22 protein-coding genes and 2 pseudogenes are annotated in these 23,504 nt (G+C 69.8%); 14 read left to right on the forward strand and 10 right to left on the reverse strand.

All coding sequences use genetic code 11. The features are described from left to right. Nucleotides 1–72: 72 nt before the first annotated feature. A complete protein-coding gene (locus DL519_RS31560; protein ID WP_190820211.1) occupies nucleotides 73–1,095 on the reverse strand; it encodes a threonine aldolase family protein in 1,023 nt (340 codons plus the stop codon). A 169-nt stretch (nucleotides 1,096–1,264) separates the two neighbouring features. Here DL519_RS31560 and DL519_RS31565 point away from each other — a divergent pair, with 169 nt between their 5' ends. From DL519_RS31565 to DL519_RS31580, 4 genes are all read left to right on the forward strand, one after another. Then, complete coding sequence (locus tag DL519_RS31565; protein WP_190820213.1) at nucleotides 1,265–1,780, forward strand: SigE family RNA polymerase sigma factor; 516 nt, start codon at nucleotides 1,265–1,267, stop codon at nucleotides 1,778–1,780. A gap of 14 nt (nucleotides 1,781–1,794) precedes the next feature. Further along, entirely contained in the window at nucleotides 1,795–2,445 is a 651-nt protein-coding gene (locus tag DL519_RS31570) for a hypothetical protein (RefSeq protein WP_190820215.1), read from the forward strand. A 390-nt stretch (nucleotides 2,446–2,835) separates the two neighbouring features. After that, complete coding sequence (locus DL519_RS31575) at nucleotides 2,836–3,159, forward strand: DMT family transporter (RefSeq protein WP_190824338.1); 324 nt, start codon at nucleotides 2,836–2,838, stop codon at nucleotides 3,157–3,159. A gap of 272 nt (nucleotides 3,160–3,431) precedes the next feature. Beyond that, a complete protein-coding gene (locus DL519_RS31580; protein WP_190820217.1) occupies nucleotides 3,432–4,016 on the forward strand; it encodes a TetR/AcrR family transcriptional regulator in 585 nt (194 codons plus the stop codon). 186 nt (nucleotides 4,017–4,202) lie between these two features. Here DL519_RS31580 and DL519_RS31585 read toward each other — a convergent pair. The 4 genes and pseudogenes from DL519_RS31585 to DL519_RS31600 all read right to left on the reverse strand — a co-directional run bounded on the left by DL519_RS31585 (nucleotide 4,203) and on the right by DL519_RS31600 (nucleotide 8,954). Next, nucleotides 4,203–5,088: pseudogene (locus DL519_RS31585) on the reverse strand (transposase family protein). A 219-nt stretch (nucleotides 5,089–5,307) separates the two neighbouring features. Continuing rightward, nucleotides 5,308–7,062 (reverse strand): ABC transporter ATP-binding protein, encoded by a 1,755-nt coding sequence (locus tag DL519_RS31590; protein WP_190820219.1) that lies wholly within the window; start codon nucleotides 7,060–7,062, stop codon nucleotides 5,308–5,310. Then, nucleotides 7,059–8,623, reverse strand: a pseudogene (locus tag DL519_RS31595) (ABC transporter transmembrane domain-containing protein). Before DL519_RS31595 ends, DL519_RS31590 begins: the two are co-directional and overlap by 4 nt. Nucleotides 8,624–8,687: 64 nt before the next feature. Next, complete coding sequence (locus tag DL519_RS31600) at nucleotides 8,688–8,954, reverse strand: hypothetical protein (RefSeq protein ID WP_190820221.1); 267 nt, start codon at nucleotides 8,952–8,954, stop codon at nucleotides 8,688–8,690. A gap of 449 nt (nucleotides 8,955–9,403) precedes the next feature. Here DL519_RS31600 and DL519_RS31605 point away from each other — a divergent pair, with 449 nt between their 5' ends. From DL519_RS31605 to DL519_RS31625, 5 genes are all read left to right on the forward strand, one after another. Beyond that, nucleotides 9,404–9,724: an RNA polymerase sigma factor gene (locus DL519_RS31605; protein WP_223839797.1), complete on the forward strand. Its 321-nt coding sequence runs from the start codon at nucleotides 9,404–9,406 to the stop codon at nucleotides 9,722–9,724. Next, nucleotides 9,721–9,891 carry a hypothetical protein gene (locus tag DL519_RS31610; protein WP_190820223.1) on the forward strand — a complete coding sequence of 57 codons (171 nt, stop codon included), beginning with the start codon at nucleotides 9,721–9,723 and terminating at the stop codon, nucleotides 9,889–9,891. Before DL519_RS31605 ends, DL519_RS31610 begins: the two co-directional genes overlap by 4 nt. Next, nucleotides 9,888–10,541, forward strand: a complete 654-nt coding sequence (locus tag DL519_RS31615; protein ID WP_190820225.1) for a hypothetical protein — start codon at nucleotides 9,888–9,890, stop codon at nucleotides 10,539–10,541. The genes DL519_RS31610 and DL519_RS31615 overlap by 4 nt, the downstream gene beginning before the upstream one ends. 262 nt (nucleotides 10,542–10,803) lie before the next feature. Further along, nucleotides 10,804–12,237, forward strand: coding sequence for an adenylosuccinate lyase (purB, locus tag DL519_RS31620; RefSeq protein WP_190824339.1), 1,434 nt, complete (start codon nucleotides 10,804–10,806; stop codon nucleotides 12,235–12,237). Between the two features lie 564 nt (nucleotides 12,238–12,801). Further along, nucleotides 12,802–14,247: an NF041680 family putative transposase gene (locus DL519_RS31625; protein WP_223839680.1), complete on the forward strand. Its 1,446-nt coding sequence runs from the start codon at nucleotides 12,802–12,804 to the stop codon at nucleotides 14,245–14,247. A 235-nt stretch (nucleotides 14,248–14,482) separates the two neighbouring features. Here DL519_RS31625 and DL519_RS31630 read toward each other — a convergent pair whose 3' ends face one another. Beyond that, complete coding sequence (locus DL519_RS31630) at nucleotides 14,483–15,130, reverse strand: TenA family protein (RefSeq protein ID WP_190820226.1); 648 nt, start codon at nucleotides 15,128–15,130, stop codon at nucleotides 14,483–14,485. Nucleotides 15,131–15,229: 99 nt separating this feature from the next. Here DL519_RS31630 and DL519_RS31635 point away from each other — a divergent pair, with 99 nt between their 5' ends. Continuing rightward, nucleotides 15,230–16,123 (forward strand): phosphoribosylaminoimidazolesuccinocarboxamide synthase, encoded by an 894-nt coding sequence (locus tag DL519_RS31635; RefSeq protein ID WP_190820228.1) that lies wholly within the window; start codon nucleotides 15,230–15,232, stop codon nucleotides 16,121–16,123. 221 nt (nucleotides 16,124–16,344) lie between these two features. Further along, the gene (locus tag DL519_RS31640; protein WP_190820230.1) at nucleotides 16,345–17,055 is read left to right on the forward strand and encodes a DUF2334 domain-containing protein; all 711 of its coding nucleotides are present in this window, start codon (nucleotides 16,345–16,347) and stop codon (nucleotides 17,053–17,055) included. An 8-nt stretch (nucleotides 17,056–17,063) separates the two neighbouring features. Here DL519_RS31640 and DL519_RS31645 read toward each other — a convergent pair whose 3' ends face one another. The 4 genes from DL519_RS31645 to DL519_RS31660 form a co-directional block, all read right to left on the reverse strand. Then, the gene (locus DL519_RS31645) at nucleotides 17,064–17,297 is read right to left on the reverse strand and encodes a hypothetical protein (protein WP_190820232.1); all 234 of its coding nucleotides are present in this window, start codon (nucleotides 17,295–17,297) and stop codon (nucleotides 17,064–17,066) included. A 137-nt stretch (nucleotides 17,298–17,434) separates the two neighbouring features. Beyond that, nucleotides 17,435–18,070: an MBL fold metallo-hydrolase gene (locus tag DL519_RS31650; protein WP_190820234.1), complete on the reverse strand. Its 636-nt coding sequence runs from the start codon at nucleotides 18,068–18,070 to the stop codon at nucleotides 17,435–17,437. 396 nt (nucleotides 18,071–18,466) lie between these two features. Beyond that, the gene (locus DL519_RS31655; RefSeq protein WP_190820236.1) at nucleotides 18,467–19,459 is read right to left on the reverse strand and encodes an NAD-dependent epimerase/dehydratase family protein; all 993 of its coding nucleotides are present in this window, start codon (nucleotides 19,457–19,459) and stop codon (nucleotides 18,467–18,469) included. Between the two features lie 152 nt (nucleotides 19,460–19,611). Next, entirely contained in the window at nucleotides 19,612–20,013 is a 402-nt protein-coding gene (locus DL519_RS31660) for a hypothetical protein (RefSeq protein WP_190820238.1), read from the reverse strand. A 262-nt stretch (nucleotides 20,014–20,275) separates the two neighbouring features. On the opposite strand from DL519_RS31660, the gene purS reads away from it, so the two are divergent. From purS to purL, 3 genes are read left to right on the forward strand one after another with little or no spacing between them, the layout of a single operon-like run. Next, nucleotides 20,276–20,515, forward strand: a complete 240-nt coding sequence (purS, locus tag DL519_RS31665) for a phosphoribosylformylglycinamidine synthase subunit PurS (protein WP_010312709.1) — start codon at nucleotides 20,276–20,278, stop codon at nucleotides 20,513–20,515. After that, a complete protein-coding gene (gene purQ / locus DL519_RS31670) occupies nucleotides 20,512–21,189 on the forward strand; it encodes a phosphoribosylformylglycinamidine synthase subunit PurQ (RefSeq protein ID WP_190820240.1) in 678 nt (225 codons plus the stop codon). Before purS ends, purQ begins: the two co-directional genes overlap by 4 nt. After that, on the forward strand, nucleotides 21,186–23,501 hold the full coding sequence (gene purL / locus DL519_RS31675; RefSeq protein WP_397544995.1) for a phosphoribosylformylglycinamidine synthase subunit PurL: 2,316 nt from the start codon (nucleotides 21,186–21,188) through the stop codon (nucleotides 23,499–23,501). The genes purQ and purL overlap by 4 nt, the downstream gene beginning before the upstream one ends. Nucleotides 23,502–23,504: the final 3 nt, after the last annotated feature.

The raw sequence follows: 23,504 nt of genomic DNA on the forward strand, positions 1-23,504 counted from the left end.
CAGACTGGAGCCCAGTACCCGTTCTCGATCCTTCTCGGCCCACCTGCGCGCACCGCAGTACAGAACAGGTTCTCAGACCCGAGCTTCGCTGATCCGGTGCAGCGCTTCCTTGATGTCGGCCGTGGATACGTCGCGGTGCGTCACGAACCGGACCTGCCCGTTCATCGGCACCGCTTGCACCCCGGCCGCGCGCAAGCGTTCCACGGTCAGCCGCACATCGGGAACCGCCGCAAGAACGATGTTGGTCTGCGGCCGGGTGACGTCCCAGCCGATCTCGGCCAGTCCTTCGGCGAGCGCGCGGGCGTTCTCGTGGTCCTCGGCGAGCGCGTCGATCCGGTCCAGCGCGACGAGTCCGGCCGCCGCCAGCACGCCGCCTTGCCGGACCCCGCCGCCGAGCATCTTGCGCACCCGACGGGCTTCCCCGACGAAGTCCTCGCTACCTGCGACGACGGAACCGACCGGGGCGCCGAGCCCCTTGCTCAGGCAGGCCTGCACGGTGTCGACGCCGACGGTCAGCGCGGCCGGCGGCACGCCGAGCGCCACCGAGGCGTTCCAGACCCGGGCGCCGTCGAGGTGGACCCGCAGCCCGCTGTCGCGCGCAGCCGCCGCCAGCTGGGCGTGCTCGTGCAGCGGGATCACCGCGCCGCCCGCGCCGTTGTGCGTGTTCTCCAGGCACAACAGCGTCGTGTTCAGCTTGTCGTAGCCCATGGCGACGTTGGCTTGTGCCCGCACCGCCTTGGCCGTCGGGCGTCCCGGGCCGGCGCTCCACTCCAGCGGGTCCGGCATGCCGCCGGCTAGCCAGGCGGCGGAGCCGAGCTCGTGGTGCAGCACATGCGAGCCGCGCGGCGCGAGGAACCGATCGCCGCGTTTCAGGTGCAGCATCAGCGCGATCAGGTTGCCCATCGTGCCGCTCGGCACCCACAGCGCTGCGGTGGTGCCGAGCAGTTGCGCGGCACGTTCCTCGAGCGCGCGCATCGTCGGGTCGTGGTCTAGCACGTCGTCGCCGACTTCCGCGGCGGCCATGGCCGCGGACATCTGCTCGTCGGGACGCGTGACCGTGTCGGAGCGGAGGTCGATCGGTGCCGTGTTGGTCACGAACAGATCACATCACATCCACCCGGGGTTAAGGCAACAACCCTGCGGACACGGATGCGGCGACTGCGGTATCAATTTCGGGGTGGATCGACGGCATCGGGGCGTGCAACGGTTGGGGCCGGCGATCCCGTCCTACAGGTGCAGGCACGAAACGAGCGGAGAGTTCCGCGTGGACCAGCGCGAAGAGCAGGAGTTCGCGGAGTACTTCGTGGCTCGGCGGGAGGCGGTGCGTCGAATGGCGTACATGATGTGCGGTGACTGGCACCGCGCGGACGATCTCGCCCAGATCGCCTTCATCGCGTTGCACCGGCATTGGCGCAAGGTTCGCGACAAGGGCGCGCTGGACGCGTACGTGCGCCGGACCTTGACCCGCGCGGTGATTGACGAGTCCCGGCGGCCGTGGCGGCGGGAGCGCGCCGCGGAGGTGCTGCCGGACCGCCCGGTGGATTCGCCGGACGTCGACAACGCGGTGGCGACCAAGCAGACCCTGCTCGCAGGCCTGCGGAAGGTCCCGCCGAAGCAGCGCGCGGTGCTGGTGCTGCGATTCCTGGAGGGGTTGGACGTCGCGGGGGTGGCGGCCGTCATGCGGTGCAGCGAGGGGACCGTGAAGAGCCAGTGCGCCCGGGGGCTGGCGGCGTTGCGGGAAGCGTTGGGCGACGAGCTCGGCGACCTGCGGTCGGCGTGAGGAGGTGCGGGTAGGTGGACGAGCGCAAGCTTGAAGAGCTGTTTCGCGATTCGGTGCAGTCCGTTCCTCCGTCGTCGTTCGACGAGCACGACGTGGCGCGGGCCGCGCGGCGGATCACGGCTCGCCGCCGGATGGCGGCGGTGGGGGGCACGGTCGCCGCGGCAGCGGTGCTGGTGGGCGGCGTGGGCCTGGGGACCGGCCTGTTCGGGCAGTCGGAGACCAGCAACGTCGCGAGCAAGTCGGTGCCGCAGAGCGCCTCGATCTCCCCGCGCGACGACGGGCCGGTCGTCCTGGGCGACCGCTCGGGGTGCGGGCCGGACGCGCAGCTCGCGGTCGCGGTGACCAGGCAGCTGCCCGAGGCGGCCGGGACGGCTCCGGTCGCCGCCAAGCCCTGCCCGTCCGGCGCGCGGACGGCTTCGTTCGCGCTGCGCGACGGGGCTTCGACGGGCAGCGTCACAGTGATCGTCGGCACGGTGGGCACGATGCCGCCGGACCGGACCTCGCCCGGCGACGTGCGGCGCCCGGACGGCACCGAGCAGTCGGTGCGCCAGGCGCGTAGCGGCAAGTTGGTCGTCGTGCTCAGCGACCCGGACGCCGGTTCCCCTGCTGCGCCGTACGGCGCTCGGATCGCGTCGATCGCGGGCGACCTCGCCACCCAGTACTGACTGGTTCTGCCTGCTCACCGCCCGTGAGCGGTTTCGGGTGCGAAAGAGGTCGTTGCGCTTGTTTTGCGCAGCGGTGCGGGTGGCGGAACCTCAGGCGCCGTCTGGACTGCGGATCCCCGACTCATGAATGCCACGGGCCGTCCTCGCCAGACGACGTCTGAGAACCCGCGGCGGTGCAAGCTGTGTGCGTGGGCTAAGCGGCTTCGCCGCTTCAAAAGTCGGCCCTACCGCGGTGACCAGCAGAAACGTTGTTCCGCGACCCGGCGTGTCCGGTTTGTGGTGTCTTCCATCACCAGAACGGTACGTTCGTACCAGATTATAGGTACGTTGGTGCCAGAAACTCCGGTGGGTGGTTCCGCTGCAAGACCGAGGGAAGGGCGACCAGCGATGATGGCCTGGATCATTCTGATGGTGTCGGGAGTGTTCGAAGCGGGTTGGGCGATCTCGCTGAAGCTCTCGCACGGCTTCAGCCGCCTGATCCCGACGGTGTCCTTCTTCGTGCTGGCCGCCGTGAGCTTCGCGGGCCTGGCGTACGCGATGCGCGCGCTGCCCGCGGGCCCCGCCTACGCGGTGTGGACCGGCATCGGCGCCGCGCTGACGGCGATCGCGGGCATGGTCTGGCTGGGCGACGGCTTCTCGGTGTTGAAGCTGGTCTCGATCGTGCTGATCGTCGCCGGTGTGATCGGCCTGAACCTCGCCGGCGTCGGCCACTGACCGGACACCCCGATTCGTGGACGTCCGGGCGCAAACGGCGCGAGAACGTCTCCCGGTACGGGGTGGCCTCGCGAGAAGGCGTCGAGACCACGCGGCGGTGCGGCGGCCAAGCGGTTGCACCGCCGCGAACGAGGACCGAAATCGAGTTCCAGGCCGGGTACCCGACGTTTCGCGGGCAGTCTCAGGCAAACTGCTCGCCACGAGAACGGGAGGTCGGGACCGGCTTTCCGAAATGTCCGGGCCGTGCCCGGCGGCGCTTAGGATCGGCAGACATGACAGCGGCCAGTACTCCGAAGGGTGCGCGGCGGCGGCAGGCCTTGGTGGTGGCTGCCGCGCAGCTGCTAGCCGAGGGCGGCTTCGACGTGGTGCGGCACCGCGCGGTCGCCGAACGCGCTGGCCTGCCGCTGGCGTCCACCACCTACTACTTCTCGTCCCTGGACGACCTGATCAGCGCCGCCGTCGAGTACGAGTCGAGGCAGGAGCTCGCCACCGGCCGGGCGCGGCTCGACGAACTCGCCGAGCGTCCCCGCAGCACCGAAGCCGTGATCGAGCTGCTGCTGGACCTGCTGCTGGGCACCGGGTCGCGGGACGGCGGCGCGGAGCCGGTGCTGCTGCGGTACGAGCGGCTGGTCGGCTCGCCGCGCCGCCCCTACCTGGCTCCGCTGATGCGCGAGCTCAGTGCCGAACTGCACCAGCTGCTGGCGGAGATCTTCGCCCGCAGCGGCATGGAGGTCAGCCGCGAGCGGCTGCTCGAACTGATCGCGCTGGTGGACGGCGCGGTGGTGAACGCGCTGATCGAGAGCGACCCCGATCCGCGCGCGGCGGCGCGCCGGATGTTGGGTTCTCAGCTGGGCTGAGATGCTCCTCCCATAAGCGGCGGTAGCCGCTCGCGGTGCGGGGCTCAGCTTGCACCGCCGCGGGTTCTCAGGCCGTGCTCACCCTGCCGGCTCTCGGCGAGGGGTCCGCAAGTTCCATTGAAATCGAAGGTCCGATTTCCATTGAAATCGAAGGTCCGATTTCAATGAGGTGATCTCAGTAGGGGGTTATGCGAGTCGGCCATGTTCGAATTGGGTGAGTACGAGTGCGGCTTTGACGATGGGGCCGATTTTGCGGGGGCTGGTGGTGAAGTGTCGTAGGGCGCGCCAACGGCCGGTGAGCAGGGCGAATCCGCGTTCGCCGAGGGCGCGCAGGCCGCGCCAACGGCCGGTGAGCAGGGCGAATCCGCGTTCGCCGAGGGCGCGCAGGCCGCGCAGCAGTTTGTTGTAGGTCTGGTTGTCGACGTCGAGTGGGCGGCCTTTGCTGGTTTTGGGGTGTTTGATCGGGGTGAGGACCCCGGCTCCGGCACCCTGGTAGCCGCCGTCGGCCAGGGTGGGCAGGTCGAGCTGGGAGTAAGCCCAGTACAGGGCGCCGAGGACGTGGTTTTCAGCGGCGGTGATGTCGTGGACGGACCCGGGCTCGACGTCGGAGACCCACAGCGGGAACCCGTCCGGGTCCGTCAGTGCTTGGATGTTGCCGGCTTGTTCGCGGGTTTTCCCGGAGTACCACAGGTCGATCTCGGTGTCTTTGGCGCTGGTGGTCTTTTCGCCGAGACGGTCGGAGGAGAAGTTTTTGCCGTCCAGGATCAGATAGGCGTCGCCGTTGTCTTTGGCCCGTTGCAGGGCGTCGTGCAGATCCGGGGCCTGCGCGGCCAGCGCCTCGATGCCCTCGTCGACATACCGGTAGCCGGTCGCGCGGGCGACACCGTGATCGCGGGCCAGTTTGGTGGTGTCGGCAGCGGTCGCGGAACCACCGCAGGACCAGCACAGCCTGCCAGAACGTGGTCAACGCCCGGCGCCCCTTGCGGGTCCCTTTCCGGTCACCGGCCAGCAGCTTGCTGAGGAAGAGCACCAGTTCACGGGGAACATCGAGTTTGGCAGAATACGTGACCACGTGGGGCCTTCCCTGGTCGAAGATCGTTTCTTGGTCGAACTTCTTCTACCAGGGACCCCACGTCCCACTCTCCCCAGGCCAGCCCTACCCGATCACACACCCATTCCGGCAGGCCGCCTTCAGCCACTTCTTACCGAGATCACCTCAATGGAAATTGCGTAGGACGGCGTCCGGACGGCGTCTGAGGTTCCGCTACCCGCACCGTTGCGGAAACCCCTTTCAAAACCTTCTTTGAGCCACCTGGTACAGCCGCGCGTACGAACCGTCGGCGGCGAGCAGTTCCGCGTGGCTGCCGAGCTCGACGATGTGTCCTTCCACCATCACGGCCACCTGGTCGGCGTTGCGCGCGGTGTGCAGGCGGTGCGCGATCGCGATCACCGTGCGCCCGGCAAGCAGCGTCGAAAGCGCCCGCTCCAGTTCCCGTGAAGTGGCGTTGTCCAGCAGGGACGTCGCTTCGTCGAGGACCACGGTGTGCGGGTCGGCCAGCAGCACCCGGGCCAGCGCGAGCTGCTGCGCGCGGGCTGCCGGAACCGCGTGACCGCCGGCGCCCAGGACGGTGTCGAGCCCGTCCGGCAGCGCTTCCACCCAGTCCAGCAGCCCGACCGTTTTGAGCGCGTGGGTCAGCTGGTCGTCGGACGCCTCGCCGTCCGGCAGGGTGAGGTTGTCCCGCAGCGTGCAGGCGAACACGTGCTGTTCCTGGGTCAGCAGCACCACTTCGCGGCGCAGCTGCTCGGCGGGCAGCTCGGTGATCTCGGTGCCGCCGAAGGCGACCGACCCGGAGTCCGGGCGGCTGATCCCGGCGATCAACCGGCCGAGCGTGGACTTCCCGGCCCCGGACGGACCGACGATGACCAGCCGCTGCCCGGCAGGCACCGTGAGGTCGACGCCGTGCAGCACCTCCCGGTCCTGCCGGTAGGAGAAGCGCGCGCTGCGGATCAACAGGTCGCGGCCAGTCGTCTCGCCGTTGCGCCGTGGGGAGTCGCCGCCGTCGGCCGCCGGGACCTCGCGGACGCCGAGGATGCGCTGCAGCGCCGTGTGCCCGGTCTGCAGCTCTTCGAGCCACATGAACAGCTCGTCGAACGGGTTCGACATCGCCTGGGCGTAGAGCACGACGGTGATGATGGTGCCGAGCTCGGCGAACCCGGACTGGTATGCCCAGCCGCCGATCAGCAAAATCGCGCCGATCGGCAGCACGTACGACAGCTCCAGGCACGGCAGCCACGCGCTGAGCAGGAACCGGTGCCGCTTCTCGGCTTCCAGGGCCCGGCCCAGCACCTGCTCGTTGCGGGCGGTGCGGCGCCCGGCCAGCCGCAGGGCGGCGACGGTCCGCGCGCCCTCGACGGATTCGTGCGTGCTCGACTGGACTTCCGACCAGGACTCCGCGATCTGCTGGATGTTCGGCAGTGATCGCGGCAGGTACCACCGCGTGCTGAGGACCATCAGCGGCACGGCGACCAGCATCCCGCAGGCGAGCAGCGGCGAGGTGACGATCATCGCGGCGCCGGTCAGCACGATCGTGATAAGCGCGGTGGTGATCTCGGGCGCGGCGTTGCGGATCGTGTAGTCGAGCCGGTCGACGTCCGTGGTGGCACGGCTGAGCAGGTCGCCGGTGCCGGCCGCCTCGACGGTGCCCAGCGGCAGCCGCAGCGCGTGGCCGACCATGCTCTCGCGCGATTCCGCCAGCAGGTGCTCGCCGAGCATCGTCGCGCGCAGCCGGGCCGAGCGCGCCAGCAGCGCCTGCGTCACGAGGACCACCAGGAATGCCGCGGCGAGCAGGTCGACGTGCCCGGTGGTGGTGCCGGTGATCACCGAGTCGACGAGGTCGCCGAGGACCTGCGGGCCGATCAGCCCGACCAGCGTCGCCAGGCCGAACAGCAGCATCATCGCGGCGAACCGGCGTCGGTGCACCAGGAGGGTTCGCCAGACCCAGCGGCGAACCGCCGTCCCGTCCGCCAGCGGGAGCTTCGTCGTCATGAGCCGACCCCCGCGCGCCTCACCTGATCCGCCACGGCTTTCCAGAGTGGACTTTGGCTGAGCACGACCGTGGTGCGGCCCCGGCGGAATTCGCTGACCCGCTCGGCGATCCGCACCTCGGTGTGCGCGTCGACTGCCGAGGTCGGCTCGTCGAGGATCAGCACGTCGGCGTCCGCGCACAACGCGCGGGCGAGCAACAAGCGCTGGCGCTGCCCGCCGGACAGCGAGCGGGCACGCTCGTCCAGCAGCCCGTCGGCCGGCAGCGCGGACATCACGTCGCGCGCATCGGCCGCGTGCAACGCGCTGTCGACATCCACATCGGACTCCAGGTCAAGTTCGGCCCGCGCGGGTCCGGCGAACAGCAGATCTTGGTTGTGCGCCAACACGATTCGGTGGCGCGCCTCGTCCGGATCGACCTCGCGCAGCGGTACCCACCGGCGATCGCCTCGGCGGCCAGGCGCTCGGCGAGGGCTTCCGCCTGCTCGCCAGCGTCGATCACGGTCAGCTCGCCCGCCGGGATCCGCAGCCCGGTCGCTTCGTCGAACAGGTCCAGCGGGCCCGGCGGCAGCGACTTCGGGTGCCTCGGCGGCGGCGGTTCGGGCGCCAGCCGCAACAGTGCACGAATGTGACCAGCCGCGACTTGCCCGGCCGACAACGCGTAGGCCGCCTCGGTGGCGGTGCGGACCGGGATCACCAGGAACGCCGACACGCCGAAGAACGCGACCAGCTCGCCGACGCTGATGGTGCCGTCCAGCGCCAGCCGCGCGCCGAGCCAGGTCACCAGCACCGTGACCAGGCCGGGCAGCAGGATCTCCGCACCGGCCAGCAGCGCCTCGAGCCGCCCGGCGGCGATCCCGGCGTCCCGGACCCGCCGGGAGGCGTCGACGAACCGCACGTGAAAGCGGGACTCGCCGCCGACGCCGCGCAGGATCCGCAGGCCCGACACGATGTCCGACGCCTGGGCGCTGACCTGCGCCAACCGCTCCCGTTGCGCCTCGTTGCGGCGGCGCAGCGGCTTCAGCAGCGGCCCGATGCCCACGGTCACCAGCGGCACGCCGATCAACACGACAACGCCCATTACGGGCGAGATCCACAGCACCATGATCGCGGCGACCGCGAAGGAAACCAGCGACCCGGTTGCCCGGCCGATCACCTCGAACAGCCCGCCGACGCGGAAGATGTCCGACGCACCGACCGTGACCACCTCACCTGCCCGGACCTTGCGGGTCAGCGTGCCGCCGAGGCCCACCACGTGGTTCAACGCGATCCGCTGGGCGCCCGCCGTGCCGTGCAGCCAGAGCGTGTGCGCCGCCCAGTTCAGCACGCCGGCGGCGACCATCAGGGTGACGCCGAGCGCCAGCACGACCAGTACCCAGCGCAGCAGCGCGCCGCCGTCGGCGCCGCGGATCCCGGTGTCGATCGCCTGGCCGACGACCAGCGGCATCAGGGCGGTCGGCAGCATCCACGACGCGCCGGAAATCGTCGCGAGCGTCAGCAGGCCCGGCCGCTGCACCAGCAGGGACCATAGGAATCGGAGCGAACTGGCACTGTTCGGAGTCATGGCGCGTTCAACGGTAGTGCGCGCCTCGGCTCCGTGGCGATCGATTTTCCGCCGCCCGCCGGGGTCAGAAGTCCCAGGTCGTTTCCACGAAATTCGCCTCGGTCGCTTCCCTCGAGCATTCCGGGCATTTGTCGGTGATCGGCTTCGAGCTCGGCACGCGGCCGCTCGGGGTGGGCTGCGGAACCTTCATCGAAACCCCGCACAGGGACGGTATCGATTGCCCGGCGTACACCGCACCGGGGCGAAGGGTGGTGGCATGCCTCACGACCAGGCCCATGCCGACGATCCAGAAGACATCCTGCCGTTCATCGTCGAACACGTCGATGACCATCCGTTCGAGTCCTTTTTTCGCGCCAACCCGGTGGCCCAACGATATGGTCGGAATTTTTCGCCGTCCAGCGCGGGCCGAATTATTTAGCTCTGGATTAATGTACCGCCTGCCGTCGTTCGGGGATTTCCGGACTCGCTCCGGGGATTACCTGCCGAAATCTTCGGCCGCACGTGCAGAAGCGGGCGGCCAGGTGCACGTGCAGGGTTGGACCGAATGGGTGGGTGCCGAGTAAGGATGCGGTCATGGCGACTCCCACCGGTAGCACGTTCACCCACCTCGAATGCACCGACTGCGGACAGACCTGCGAACCGGACGTACTGCGCGGGTTGCGCGCGGAATGCGGGAAAGTGCTCTACCCGCGCTACGACCCTCCTCAAGCTCTACCGGGCTTGGCGATGAATAGAAAAGTCCACTGTGGACGCTTATGTGCGCAAGGTGCTGCTCCGGGTGTGGCTGGACGAGAGCCGCCGTACGTGGCGGCGCGCGGAACAGCGCGACGGCTCGTTGCCAGACTCGGCGACATCACCGCAGACCCGGCCGAGGCGGAATTGCGCTTGTGGAACCGGGATCTGGTGCTGTGCGCGCTGTCCGAGGTACCGCCGAAGCAGCCGACGGTGCTCGTCCTGCGCTACCGGGAGGTCGCCGCGGCGCTCGGGTGCGCCGAAGGCACGGTCAAGAGCCAGGCTTCGCACGGGCTGGAGAACCTCCGGGCGGCCATCGCCAAAACCGATCCCGACCTGGCCGGGCCGTCTGCGAGGAGGAGCGAGTGAGGCAGGAACAGTTGCTGCGCGAGGAAATGCGGGCTGCAGTCGCGAACGAGCCGCCGCTGGGATTCTCGCCGGAAGGCCTGGTCGCCGAGGCCAAGCGGCGGCAGCGCAGGCGGCGCGCCACGATCGGTGCGGTGGCCGCCAGCGCCGCCGCGGTGTGCCGAGCATGATGAGCAGCTCCGCGCCGATCGTCCCGGCGACACCGCAGGTCAGCGGGGTCAAACCGATCGAATGGCCACCGAAGGGCATGAGGCCGGTGCAGCTGTCCGAGCCGCAGCTGGTCGCCGAGGGCGAGCGGATGCGGGGATACCTGGCCGAGGCGGTCCCCGAGGTCGACACCGGGGCCTACAACGTCACCACCACCCAGCCGCACGGCCTCGGACCGGGTTTCGGCGCCGAGCCGCCCGCGACCGTCGTAGTGCGGGCGGACTTCAAGAACGTGCTCGCGTCGTCCGGGAAGTCGGTCGAGCTGCCGATGCGGCTGACGGTGGTCGTGCAGGGGCCGGGCACGGTGGCAGTCCAGCCCGCGCAGGCGTGCGGCGACGGCGACGACCCGGCCGAGGCCGTGCTGAGCTGCTCCCCGCGCACGCTGGACGACGGAACCATCGTCGTGGAAAGCGTGACCGGCCTCGCCTCCCGGGGCGGCGACGGGCCGAAGACCCACATCGTTCGGCACTTCCGGGCGTGCGGCACCGTCGTTTCGGCCACCGCGTCGCATGCCGCCGGCCAGGAAGCCTCGGGCCTGGGCGCATACCGGCAGGTGCACATTGACCGCCTCGACCGGATTGCGACCGACCCCGAATTGGCGCTGAAGAGCTGACGCCGAATCCACTTCCCATCCCGAATTACCGATTCGACCGAAATAGTCGAACGGATGGGTTAAGAAGGGCGCCAGGTGTCCCGCAGTTTCAATTGAAACTGGTGCTGGGACCCCGGGAGACCGCGGTTTCAATTGAAACTGCCGTCTGCCAAGGTGCCCTTCACCTGTCCCGCGCGTCCCACCCGTCGCGTCGGTTGCGGCTTCCGGCATGGCGCGACCGGGTGAGCCGAACGGCGACACCCCGCCGGTATCCTGGCTGTTCGTGACGGTCAAGCCCAGCATCCCGAACGTCCTCGCCGCCCGCTACGCCTCGCCCGAACTGGTCGAGCTGTGGTCCCCGCAGCACAAGATCGTCCTGGAGCGCAAGCTCTGGCTCGCAGTGCTGCGCGCCCAGGCCGACCTCGGCATCGACGTCCCCGCGCAGGCGGTCGCCGACTACGAGCGGGTGCTGGAGCAGGTCGACCTCGACTCCATCGCCGCCCGCGAGCGCGTCACCCGCCACGACGTCAAGGCCCGCATCGAGGAGTTCAACGCCCTCGCCGGCCACGAGCAGATCCACAAGGGCATGACCTCCCGGGACCTGACCGAGAACGTCGAGCAGCTGCAGGTCCGCCGCAGCCTGGAGCTCGTCCGCGACCGCACGGTCGCCGTCCTGGCGCGGCTGGGCAAGCTCGCCGGCGAGTACGGCGAGCTCGTCATGGCCGGTCGCTCGCACAACGTCGCCGCGCAGGCGACCACGCTCGGCAAGCGCTTCGCCACCGCCGCCGACGAGCTGCTCGTCGCCTTCCACCGCGTGGAGGAGCTGCTCGCGCGCTACCCGCTGCGCGGCATCAAGGGCCCGGTCGGCACCGCGCAGGACATGCTCGACCTGCTCGGCGGCGACCCGGCGAAGCTCACCGAGCTGGAGCGCCGCGTGGCCGGCCACCTAGGCTTCGGCAGCACGCTGACCAGCGTCGGCCAGGTCTACCCGCGCTCGCTGGACTTCGAGGTGCTCACCGCGCTCGCCCAGCTCGCCGCCGCACCGTCCAACGTGGCCACCACGATCCGGTTGATGGCCGGGCACGAGCTGGTGACCGAGGGCTTCAAGCCGGGGCAGGTCGGCTCCAGCGCGATGCCCCACAAGATGAACACCCGGTCCTGCGAGCGGGTCAACGGCCTCGCGGTCGTGCTGCGCGGCTATGTGTCGATGGTCGGCGAGCTGGCCGGCGACCAGTGGAACGAGGGCGACGTGTCCTGCTCCGTGGTGCGCCGGGTGGCGCTGCAGGACGCGTTCTTCGCCTTCGACGGCCTGCTGGAGACGTTCCTGACCGTGCTCGACGAGTTCGGCGCGTTCCCCGCGGTGGTCGCCCGCGAGCTCGACCGCTACCTGCCGTTCCTGGCCACCACGAAGGTGCTGATGGCGGCGGTGCGGGCCGGTGTCGGCCGGGAGACCGCGCACGAGGCGATCAAGGAGAACGCGGTCGCGGTCGCGCTGGCCATGCGCGAGCAGGGCGCGGAGCGCAACGACCTGCTGGACCGGCTCGCGGCCGACGACCGGCTGCCGCTGGACCGTGCCCAGCTGGACGCCCTGCTGGCGGACCGCCTCGCCTTCACCGGCGCGGCAGCCGCCCAGGTCGGCGACATCGTCGGGCAGATCGAGAAGATCACGGACCGTCACCCGGAGGCCGCGGCGTACCGCCCTGCCGACATCCTCTGACGTCGCCCGAGGTCCGCAATTTCCGGGACCCCCAGCGGCGTCCGGGCTGTCCTCGAGAGAAGGCGGCTGAGAACCCGCGGCGGTGCACGCTGCGAGGGTGGGCCAAGGCGGCTACGCCGCTTGCGGCAGCCTCGTACCGTGGGACTTCCAGAGTCGCGGCTGCGGACCGGCCAGGATGAAAGAACCCCATTGAAATCGAACCTTCGACTTCAATGGGGTTCTTTTCATCCTGTTTGTGCTGGTGCTGGTGCTGGGGGTTGACGGAGTGGGGTGGGGTGGGGTTTGTTTGGGCTGGTCGGGGGTCGTGATCATTTTTGTTGATCGTTTGTCAGCGGGTGATTTCGAGGTTGGTCAGCACGAGCAGGGCTCGTAGTAGGCGGGTGGCGTTGCGGGTGTGCACCGGCAGCGCCACACCGACGCTGGGTGGATGGAGCGAACGGACCGTTCACTTCGCCTAAGCTTGGGTTTTAACCTTTGGGTGTTGTTGTGGCCCCGGTTGATCATGGGAACAGCCCTTGGGTGATCATGCTTCTGACGAAAGAAGAAGATCAACCAAGGGCTGTCGTGATCAGTGTGCAGGATGACCGCCAGGCGGTCGAGTTCGGGGCTGTGACCGGGTTCCGGGATGGGTTTTACCGGTGTCTGTCGGCTCGGGCGGATGCGTTGTTCGTGCTCTGCGATGCGGTGTCCTGCGGTGAGCGGCCGGTGACCTCGTTGGTGGAGTTGTCGCTGTCGCCGGTGTTCCGGCGGGGGCATGGCGCGTTGTACGACGCGTTGGCGGCCGGGGAGATCGACGCCGCCGGGGTACGGGATGTGCTGGTGGATGGGTTGCCTGCCGCGGCGGACGAGGGACCGCTTCTGTTCACCGCTGATGTGACCGTGTGCCCGCGACCGGATGCGGAGTGCTCGGCGGATCGCGGTCACTGTCATACGTCGTGTCGCTGTGACGGTGACCGTAAGACGATCCCTGGCTGGAACTATGCGTGGCTTGCGGGCATCCAGTGGGGTCGTTCGTCGTGGGTGTCGCCGGTGGATGCGGTCCGGATGGATCCCGACGATGATCTCGTGGCGGTGACCGCCGCCCAGATCCGGGAGTTGGCTACTCGTCTGCGCGCCGCCGGGCGCACGGGTGGAGCGGGCCGCCTTCCACCGATGGTGGTGATGGACTCTGGTTATCCGGCTACCGCGATGACCGACGCGGTGTCTGATGTGGACGTGCAACTGCTGATCCGTCTCGACCGTGACGATCGGGTGTTTCACCGCCCACCGCCGCCGCGGGTGCCTGGCAGGACCGGGCGGCCACCGAAATACGGCGCCCGCTTCGAGTGCGCCAGCCCCACCAGTTGGCACACCCCGGACGCCACGCTGACCGTGGACACCGACCGCTACGGACGGGTTGAGGTGCATGCCTGGTCCGGGCTGTCGCCGAAGATCCAAGCCCGCGGCTGGTTCGCCGACCGTAGCGAACTACCCGTGGTCACCGGCACGGTCGTGCACGTCCGCGTGGAACACCTGCCCGACGGACGCGCCCCGCACAAGGACCTGTGGCTGTGGTGGGCCGCCCCCGAGGGCGTCCCACTGGATCTGGACATGCTGTGGCGGGTCTACCTACGGCGGTTCGACATCGAGCATTTCTTCCGTTTTGCCAAGTCGACCTTGGGCTGGACCGCGGCGAAAACCCGCACACCCGCCCAGCAGGACCGGTGGACCTGGCTGACGATCGCCGCCTACACCCAACTCAGACTCGCCCGCAACCTCACCACGGACCTGCGGCGTCCCTGGGAACGACGCCCCGAGCCAGACCGGCCGTTAAGCCCGCACCGGGTACGCCGCGGGTTTCGCCACATCCATGATCGTCTCGGGACCCCCGCGCGTGTGCCGAAACCCACCCGGCCCGGCCCAGGGCGGCCCCCAGGCTCCCGCTCCGGTCCTGCTCAACGCCATCCCGTCCGCAAAAAAACCGAAAAAACGGACACCCGGCAACCCGCCGGAAAGAAGCAAGCAGGTTAAAACCCAAGCTAAGAGCCTGTTGCGTTTTCGGCGAAAACGGCTGAACCGAAGTACCAAATCAGTCTCGATCGCCGCCGCTTGTCCGCCAGTGGCCATCTCAGCCGTGATCGATCGATCACGGTCCGTAATGGGCGTAATTTTGCAACAGGCTCCTAACGAGGCAAACAGGCCGTTCGCGCCACACCGGCCGGCGAGGATGCGCCACTGGGCAAGACGAGCTTCCGAAGGCCTGCTGTCACGACCAGTGGGTATTGAAGAAGTCGAGTTCGCAGCGGGTCGCGTGCTGGAATAGGCGCAGGCAGCGGGCCCGGTCGCGCTCGTCGAGGTCCGCACCCACCCGGTCCAGTTCTCGGCACAGCCACCGGACCCAGGACTGGAAGTCCGGGTTGTTGTGCAGCGTGATCCACTCGGCGTGCACGAAGTTCTCCGGCAGCGCGGCCGGCGCGCGCATCGCCCACTCCAGGTAGGTCCACTCCGCGACGGTCAGCACCGTCAACGCCTCGGCGTAGCTGCCGCGCGCGTTGGTGTCGCTCATCAGCTCCCGGAAGGCCACGGTCGCCTCGTCCAGCTTCGGACGCACCCGGTCCGCCTCGCCGACGCCCAACGCGTCGAAAGCGCGCCGGAAGTAGGTGTTCTCCTCGCTGGTGACCACGGCGATGCTGCCCGCGATCGCCAGCCGCGACGAGTACCGGTCGGCCTTCGCCAGCGCGGAACCGAGCAGCGCCAGGAAGTCGTCGATGAACTGGTAGTCCTGCACCAGGTAGGAGCGCATCGACGCGACCGGCACCAGCCCGTCGAACAGGCCCTGGGTGAACGGGTGCGTGACGACAGCGGTCAAGTCGGGCTCGCTGCGCTGGCGGAGCCAGTCGGTGAATGTCCTCACGAAGTCCTCCTGTGCTCGGGCTGGTCCGGACGACCCACGTCGGGTTCTTACCACCGCCCGTGTGCGAGCACCCGGGGCCCGGTGCGAGACAATCCGCACGTGGTTGCACTCGCCGATTACCCCCAGATCGCGGCAGGCAAGGTTCGCCAGCTGCACGCCGTGGACGACGAACACCTGTTGCTGGTCGCCTCCGACCGCATCTCGGCGTACGACCACGTGCTCGACACCCCGATCCCGGACAAGGGCCGGGTGCTGACCGCGATGAGCGTCTTCTGGTTCGAGCTGCTCGCCGACGTGACGCCGAACCACCTGGTCGCCGCCGACGACCCGCGCATCCCCGCCGAGGTGCGCGGCCGGGCGCTGCTGGTGAAGCGGCTGGAGATGCTGCCGGTGGAATGCGTGGCGCGCGGTTACCTGACCGGCTCCGGGCTCGCCGACTACCAGCGCACCGGCGCGGTGTGCGGGGTGCAGCTGCCGGCCGGGCTCACCGAGGCGTCCGAGTTGCCCGAGCCGATCTTCACCCCGGCGACCAAGGCCGAGATCGGCGAGCACGACGAGAACGTGAGCTTCGAAGCGGTTGCCGCGCAGCTAGGCGCGGAGCGCGCCGCGGAGCTGCGCGACCTGACGCTGCGGGTGTACCGCCAGGCGGCGGAGCACGCGCGCGGGCGCGGGGTGATCCTGGCGGACACGAAGTTCGAGTTCGGCCTCGCCGGCGACGGTTCGCTGGTGCTCGGCGACGAGGTGCTCACGCCCGACTCGTCGAGGTACTGGCCGGCGGACGGGTACGAGCCCGGCAAGGTTCAGCCGTCGTTCGACAAGCAGTTCGTGCGCAACTGGCTGACCTCGCCCGCGTCCGGGTGGGACCGCGCGGCCGACACCCCACCGCCTCCGCTGCCGGACGACGTCGTCGACGCCACCCGCGCCCGCTACGTCGAGTCCTACGAGCGGATCACCGGCCAGTCCTTCGCCGACTGGCTCGCCCCCGCGGAGTAAGCCGGAGCCACCCGACCCGGGCGTGATTTCTCGCGAAATCGCGACCGTCGGGCCTTCAACGATCGGCTGCTTTCGCCTAATAGGGGAATGCGTCGGCGTGTCGGCGTCCCCACATGCCAGGGCGTGCCGAAAGTGGGCGACGTGGAGGTTCGCCGGATTTGCGCCGGGGCGACACCTGGCGGTCAGGTCGCGGACACCCTGGCCAGGCGGAATGAGGGACCGTGAGCACGCCGCTCGTCGTGTCGTTGTCCGGCCTCGGTCTCCGGGTGCTGGACCAGTGCGCGGATTTCGCCGCCGCACTGGACAGCCGCCAGGTCCCGTTGTCCCTGCTGATCTCGCCGCACCCCGATCATCGTGAAGCCCGTAGCCCACAGTCCCCGGTGCTGCACTGGGTGGCGGAGCGCCTGGCGCGGCGCGATGCCGTCAGCCTGCACGGCTTCGCCCGGGTGTCCCCGGGCCTGCGCGCCCGACTCGCGCCCGCTCGGCTTCCGGCGCACGAAGCCGGGCTCCGGCTGGCCGCCGCGTCGGCCGTGCTGGAGCAATCCGGGTTGCGGACGAACACCTTCATCCCGCCGCGCTGGCTCGGCTCGCCCGGCACGGTCACCGCGTTGCAGCGGCGCGGCTTCTCGGTCTGCGCGGATGCGATGGCGGTCCGCGAACTCGCGACCGGAAGGGTGCACCGGGCGCGGATCCGGGTGCTGGGACCGGGCGAGCGGGTCGAGCCGTGGTGGTGCCGGGCGCTCGTGCTGGGGGTCGGGCGGGCGGCCAGGCGCGGCCAGTTGGTCCGGCTCGCGCTGGACGCCGCTGAGCTGCGGAAACCGGGTGCTCGGCAGGCGGTACTGGACGCCATCGACCTCGCGCTGCACCACGGCGCCCGACCGGTCACCTATGCCTCGTTCGCCCGCGGGTCGGCGCACCTCGGAAGCGGATGAGAACCACTTCATCCGCAGGGGCCCAGCCGGCCCAACCTCCGGCGGGCGGGCTCCCGATCGTCCAGCAGGCCCCGACCTGCATCGACGACGACCGCTTCGACGACGACGCCGATGGTCGGTTCGACGACTGCGACGACCACCTGGACGACCAGGACGACCAGCACCACCACGACGTCGACGACCAGGACGACGACGACCACCACGACGTCGACGACCGGGACGACGACCGCGACGACTGACACCACCCGTCCCGCCATCGGCGCAGCGGGCCGGTCGTCTCCGGTGCGCGGCTTCCGAGCCTGCGAGGACCAGGCGCCCCACCTGGAGCGAGCGGTCCGCGTGCGCCGTCAGCCGACGGGGAAGGTCGGCCGGAGGTGGGTCACAGCGCGGTCTGCGTGCCCTTGGGCAGGACCTCGACGGCGGTGTCCTTCGGGCCGAGCTGCTCGAACATGCGGTAGTGCATCTGCGGCATCGCCAGCACCGCTTCGTGGATCGGCACCGCCGCACGCGGCGCCACCGCGCGCAGGAAGTCGATCGCTTCGGAGAGCTTCAGCCACGGTGCCCCGGTCGGCACGCCGAGCACGTCGATCCGCTGCTCGGGGACGAAGAACGAGTCGCCGGGGTGGTAGAAGGCGCCGTGGTCGACGACGTACCCGATGTTGTCGATGACCGGGATGTCCGGGTGGATCACGGCGTGGGTGCCGCCGACGACGTTGATCGCCGCGCCACCCAGCTCCAGCGACTCGCCGGGCCGCGCGGTGGTCGCCGCCAGCCCCTTCTCGGCGACCGCCGACGCCGAACCCGGGTCGACGACCAGGTGGGCGTCCGGGTTGGCCGAGAGCAGGGCGGGCAGCCGGTCGAGGTCCAGGTGGTCGAAGTGCTGGTGCGTGATCAGCACGGCGTCGAGGTCCCGGAGGTCCTCGAAGTCCGCGGCGAACTTGCCGGGGTCGATGAGCAGCCGCGCCGAGTCGGTCTCGATCAGCACGCAGGCATGTCCGAAGTGGGTGATCTGCACGGTGTTTCCTCCTAGCTGTGCCGGCAACCCCACTCTTCCACGACCTACCCGCCTCCGGCGCAGGCCCGACGAACCCCACCATTCCGACTGGTCACACGCGACCACCCGACCACGTTCCCAGGGGGCCGCAATTTCAATGGAAATCAGAGGTCGAGGTCCGATTTCCATTGAAATTGCGGAGGTTCTCCACAGCCGTCGGCGTGTCGGGATGCAACACGCCGACAATCCGCGATTTCCTTTGACCTTTTTCATCCTGGTCGATTCCGCAGCCGCGACACCTGAAGTCCCGCGACGCGCGGTCGTCGCATGCGCCGAAGGCGCATAGTCCACCCCCGCAGCTTGGACCGTTACGCGAAAAGAGGTTGGAAAACGCTCATTGAAATGCGGCGGAGCACGTCACCAGGTGCGGTGCGGGACGTTGGCGAGGAGCTCGGCCTCTTCGGCCGGGGTGAGCCCGGCGCGGCGCTCCCGGTCCAGGCCGAGTTCGCGTTCGGTTTCCAGCGTCGCCAATGCCGTCTCGGCGAGCGGCCGGATGCGCAGCCCGGTGTCCAGGCTCGGGCTGGTGTCGTGCGAGACGAGGCCTTGCCAGCTCTCCGGCAGCCAGAACGGCAGCGATTTCGGGCCCATCCATGGTTGCACGCCCGCCTCGGTCAGGTCCTCCGACGGGACGGCCACGAGCTCGGTGCCCGGCGGCGCGACGGCCTCGGCGATCTCCTTCAGCAGCGTGCCCAGCGGCATGACCGGGCTGGAGCCGTCGAAGGCCCCGGTAATACCGTTCGCCGCCGCGTCGAGGATCCAGTTCGCCAGGTCGCGGACGTCGGCGTGCTGAGCCGGGTGGTCGGGTTCGTCCGGCACGAGCACCCGGCCGCCGCGTGCCAACCGTGCGGGCCAGTAGCCGAACCGGTCCGAGGTGTCGTTCGGCCCGGTGATCAGGCCCGGACGCAGCACGAAGGCCCGGTCCCCGACCGCGGCGCGCACCGCGTTCTCGCAGGCCACCTTGACGCCGCCGTACGACTCGGGGGTGCTCACGTCGTCGGAGTCGGTGATCGGCTCCTGCAGCGGGGCGTCCGTGCTCTGGCGGGTCGTTCTGGTGTCCGCGTAGGCGTTGATGGTGGACACGAACGTCCAGTGCCCGGCCTTCGCGCCCAGGACGTCGAGTGCCTCCCGCACCCACCGGTAGTTCCGCGCCACGTCGACGACCGCGTCGAACCGCTCCCCGGCGAGCGCGCCGAGGCCCTGCTCCCGATCCACCGGCGCGAGCGCGGCGCCGTCGGGAATGCCGCCGCTCGTGCCGCGGGCCGCGCAGACGACGTCGTGCCCGCGTCGAACCGCCTCGGCCGCCACCGCGTGCCCGAGGAAGACCGTCCCGCCAAGTACCAAGATCCGCATACCGGGACCCTGTCCCCACCGGCCCCGGCATCGCGACCGTTCTCGCTACCGGTGAACGCCTTACGCCGTCAGCTGAACTTTCACGGGTGAGGGGCACCCGTGCCGGGTTGCCGTGTCGTGGGTGCCCCTCGCTCAACCCCCGGAGGGGCGGGTCACTTGGTGACGGTGATCTTCATCGTCGGTCCGGCGCCGCCGCCGATGCGGGTGTGCACGTCGTACTCGCCCGGCGGGACGTCCGCGATGGTGGCCACTGCCTCGGCCTGGCCGTCGCGGTCGTTCACGACCTGGGCCAGGCCCTCGTCCGCGCCGAACGGGTGCTCCCCGTTGCGCACGAACGCCGCCGACGAGATCCAGTTGACCCCCTCGGAGCCGTGCTCCAGCCGCAGAACCAGCGTGTTGCCCGCCCGGACCTGCGCCTTGTCGGCGGTCAGCAGCGGTTCCGCCGGCGCCGCGGCCACCGGCGCGGAGCTCGGAGCGGCCATCGCCGGAACGGTGGTGGTCAGCGCGAGGCCGGTAAGCAGACCGGCCGCCAGCAGCGTCTTGAATGTGCGCATGGGTATGCGTTCCCCCTAGATAACCTGCGATCAACGCAGGGGTTTGGTTTCCCCGGACATATAGACGGCCGAACGCCCCGAAGGTTTAGACAACCGGCGAAAATGTGACACAAGACACGCGTGAACGCGTCGGTGGTGAGCCACGCCGCACCCGCGGCCCCTGCTGCGAAGAGCGAACTCCCAGCTCAGTTACCCTTTGGCGGTACTGCTGGCCATCCGCCGGGGTCCCGGCGGATCTGCACGGAAACCGGGAGCAGCACCCGTGGCCCGAGTCGTTGTTGACGTCATGCCGAAGCAGGAAATCCTCGATCCGCAGGGACAGGCGGTGGCCAACGCGCTGCCCCGTCTCGGTTTCGACGGCATCACCGAAGTCCGCCAGGGGAAGCGGTTCGAGCTGGAGGTCGCCGACGACGTCGACGACGACACGCTCGCCAAGATCGCCGAGACGTTGCTGGCCAACCCGGTCATCGAGGACTGGACCGTCCGCCGGGTGGAAGCATGAGCGCGAAGATCGGCGTGATCACCTTCCCCGGCACCCTCGACGACGTCGACGCCGCTCGCGCGGTGCGCCGCGCCGGTGCCGAATCGGTCGCCCTCTGGCACGCCGACCACGACCTGAAGGGCGTGGACGCGGTGGTCGTGCCCGGCGGCTTCTCCTACGGCGACTACCTGCGCTGCGGCGCGATCGCCAAGTTCGCCCCGGTGATGACCGAGGTCGTCGAGGCCGCGCGCAAGGGCATGCCGGTGCTCGGGGTGTGCAACGGCTTCCAGATCCTGTGCGAGTCCGGGCTGCTTCCCGGAGTGCTGACCCGCAACGCGGGCCTGCACTACGTCTGCCGCGACCAGTGGTTGAAGGTGGAGAACAACAGCAGCGCCTGGACCACCCGCTACGACGCGGGCGCCGAGCTGCTGATCCCGATCAAGCACGGCGAGGGCAACTACATGGCCGATGAGGCCGTCCTCGACGAGCTCGAAGGCGAAGGCCGGGTGCTGTTCCGCTACGAGGGCGAGAACCCGAACGGTTCGCAGCGCGACATCGCGGGCATCACCGACGCGCGCGGGCGGGTCGCGGGCATGATGCCGCACCCCGAGCACGCGATCGACGCCCTGACCGGCCCCACCGACGACGGCCTCGGCATGTTCCTGTCCGTTCTGGATGCACTGGTGGCAGCGTGAGCAACTTGGCAAAGGTGGACACCGACGGCCGGGCCGTCGAATTCGACACAGTCGAGCAGGCAAAAGCCTCCCCGGACACCGCCCAGCCGTTCCGCGAGCTCGGGCTGAAGGACGACGAGTACGCCCGGATCAGGGAGATCCTGGGCCGCCGGCCCACCGAGGCCGAGCTGGCCATGTACTCGGTGATGTGGAGCGAGCACTGCTCCTACAAGTCGTCGAAGGTGCACCTGAAGTACTTCGGCGAGACCACCACGGACGAGATGCGCGAGAAGATGCTCGCGGGCATCGGCGAGAACGCCGGCGTGGTCGACATCGGCGACGGCTGGGCGGTCACGTTCAAGCTGGAGAGCCACAACCACCCGTCCTACGTGGAGCCCTACCAGGGCGCGGCCACCGGCGTCGGCGGCATCGTCCGCGACATCATGGCCATGGGCGCCCGGCCGGTCGCGGTGGCCGACCCGCTGCGCTTCGGCCCGGCCGACGCCCCGGACACCAAGCGCGTCCTGCCTGGCGTGGTCGCCGGGGTCGGCGGCTACGGCAACTGCCTGGGGCTGCCGAACATCGGCGGCGAGGTCGTCTTCGACGAGTGCTACGCGGGTAACCCGCTGGTCAACGCCATGTGCGTCGGCGTGATGAAGGTCGAGGACCTGCACCTCGCGCACGCCAGCGGCAAGGGCAACAAGATCATCCTGTTCGGTGCGCGCACCGGCCTGGACGGCATCGGCGGCGTGTCGGTGCTGGCGTCGGAGACGTTTGACGGCGACGAGAGCGGCACCGGTCGCAAGAAGCTGCCCAGCGTGCAGGTCGGCGACCCGTTCGCCGAGAAGGTGCTCATCGAGTGCTGCCTGGAGCTGTACCACGCGGGCCTGGTCGTGGGCATCCAGGACCTCGGCGGCGCGGGCTTGTCCTGCGCCACCTCGGAGCTGGCGTCGGCCGGTGACGGCGGCATGCGGGTGGACCTGGACCAGGTCCCGCTGCGCGCGACCGGGATGAACCCTGCGGAGATCCTCTCCAGCGAGTCGCAGGAGCGGATGTGCGCCGTCGTGGAGCCGTCCAACGTGGACGCCTTCATGGAGGTCTGCCGCCGCTGGGACGTCACCGCGACGGTCATCGGCGAGGTCACCGACGGCGAGAACCTGGAGATCTACTGGCACGGCGAGCTCGTGGTGGACGTGCCGCCGCGTACCGTCGCGCACCAGGGCCCGGTGTACGAGCGCCCGGTCGAGCGGCCCGCCGAGCAGGACCTGGTCGTCGCGGACAACGCGAACACGCTGGCCCGCCCGTCCACTCCGGACGAGCTGCGGGAGACGATCCTGCGGATGGTGGCGTCGCCGAACCTGTGCTCCCGGGCGTGGGTCACCGACCAGTACGACCGGTACGTGCGTGGCAACACCGTGCTGGCCCAGCCGTCGGACGGCGGCGTGCTGCGCATCGACGAGGAGTCCGGGCGCGGCATCGCGGTCGCCACCGACTGCAACGCCCGCTACACCCGGCTCGACCCGTACGCGGGCGCGCAGCTGGCGCTGGCCGAGGCCTACCGAAACGTGGCGACCACCGGTGCGACGCCGGTGGCGGTCACCAACTGCCTGAACTTCGGTTCGCCGGAGGACCCGGGCGTCATGTGGCAGTTCCAGCAGGCGGTGCGCGGCCTGGCCGACGCCTGCCAGGAGCTGGGCATCCCGGTGACCGGCGGCAACGTCAGCTTTTACAACCAGACCGGAGCGAAGCCGATCCTGCCCACGCCGGTGGTCGGCGTGCTGGGCACGATCGACGACGTGACCCGCCGCATCCCCACCGGAATCGGTGGCGAGGAAGGCGAAACGCTGCTGCTGCTCGGCGAGACCCACGAGGAGTTCGGCGGCTCGGAGTGGGCGCGCGTCACCCACGACCACCTCGGCGGCGTGCCGCCGAAGGTCGACCTGGCGCGCGAGAAGCTGTTGGCGGAGATCGTGGTCGCGGGCTCCCGCGACGGCATGATCTCGGCGGCGCACGACCTCTCCGAGGGCGGCCTGGCGCAGGCGCTGGTGGAGACGGCGCTGGTCGGCGAGTGCGGTGCCCGGGTGGTCCTGCCGGAGGCCGCGGACCCGTTCGTCTGGCTGTTCTCCGAGTCGGCGGGCCGGATCCTGGTGGCGGTCCCGCGCACCGAGGAACTCCGCTTCACGGACATGTGCAGCGCCCGCGGCCTCCCGTGGGCCAAGGTCGGTGTCGCGGACGCGGGCTCCCAGAGCCTGGACATCCAGGACGTCGCGGACATCCCCCTGGCGGAACTCCGCGAAGCCTGGGAAGGCACCCTCCCGGCGCTCTTCGGCTGATCC

Source organism: Saccharopolyspora pogona (genome assembly GCF_014697215.1).
Taxonomy (GTDB): domain Bacteria; phylum Actinomycetota; class Actinomycetes; order Mycobacteriales; family Pseudonocardiaceae; genus Saccharopolyspora; species Saccharopolyspora hattusasensis.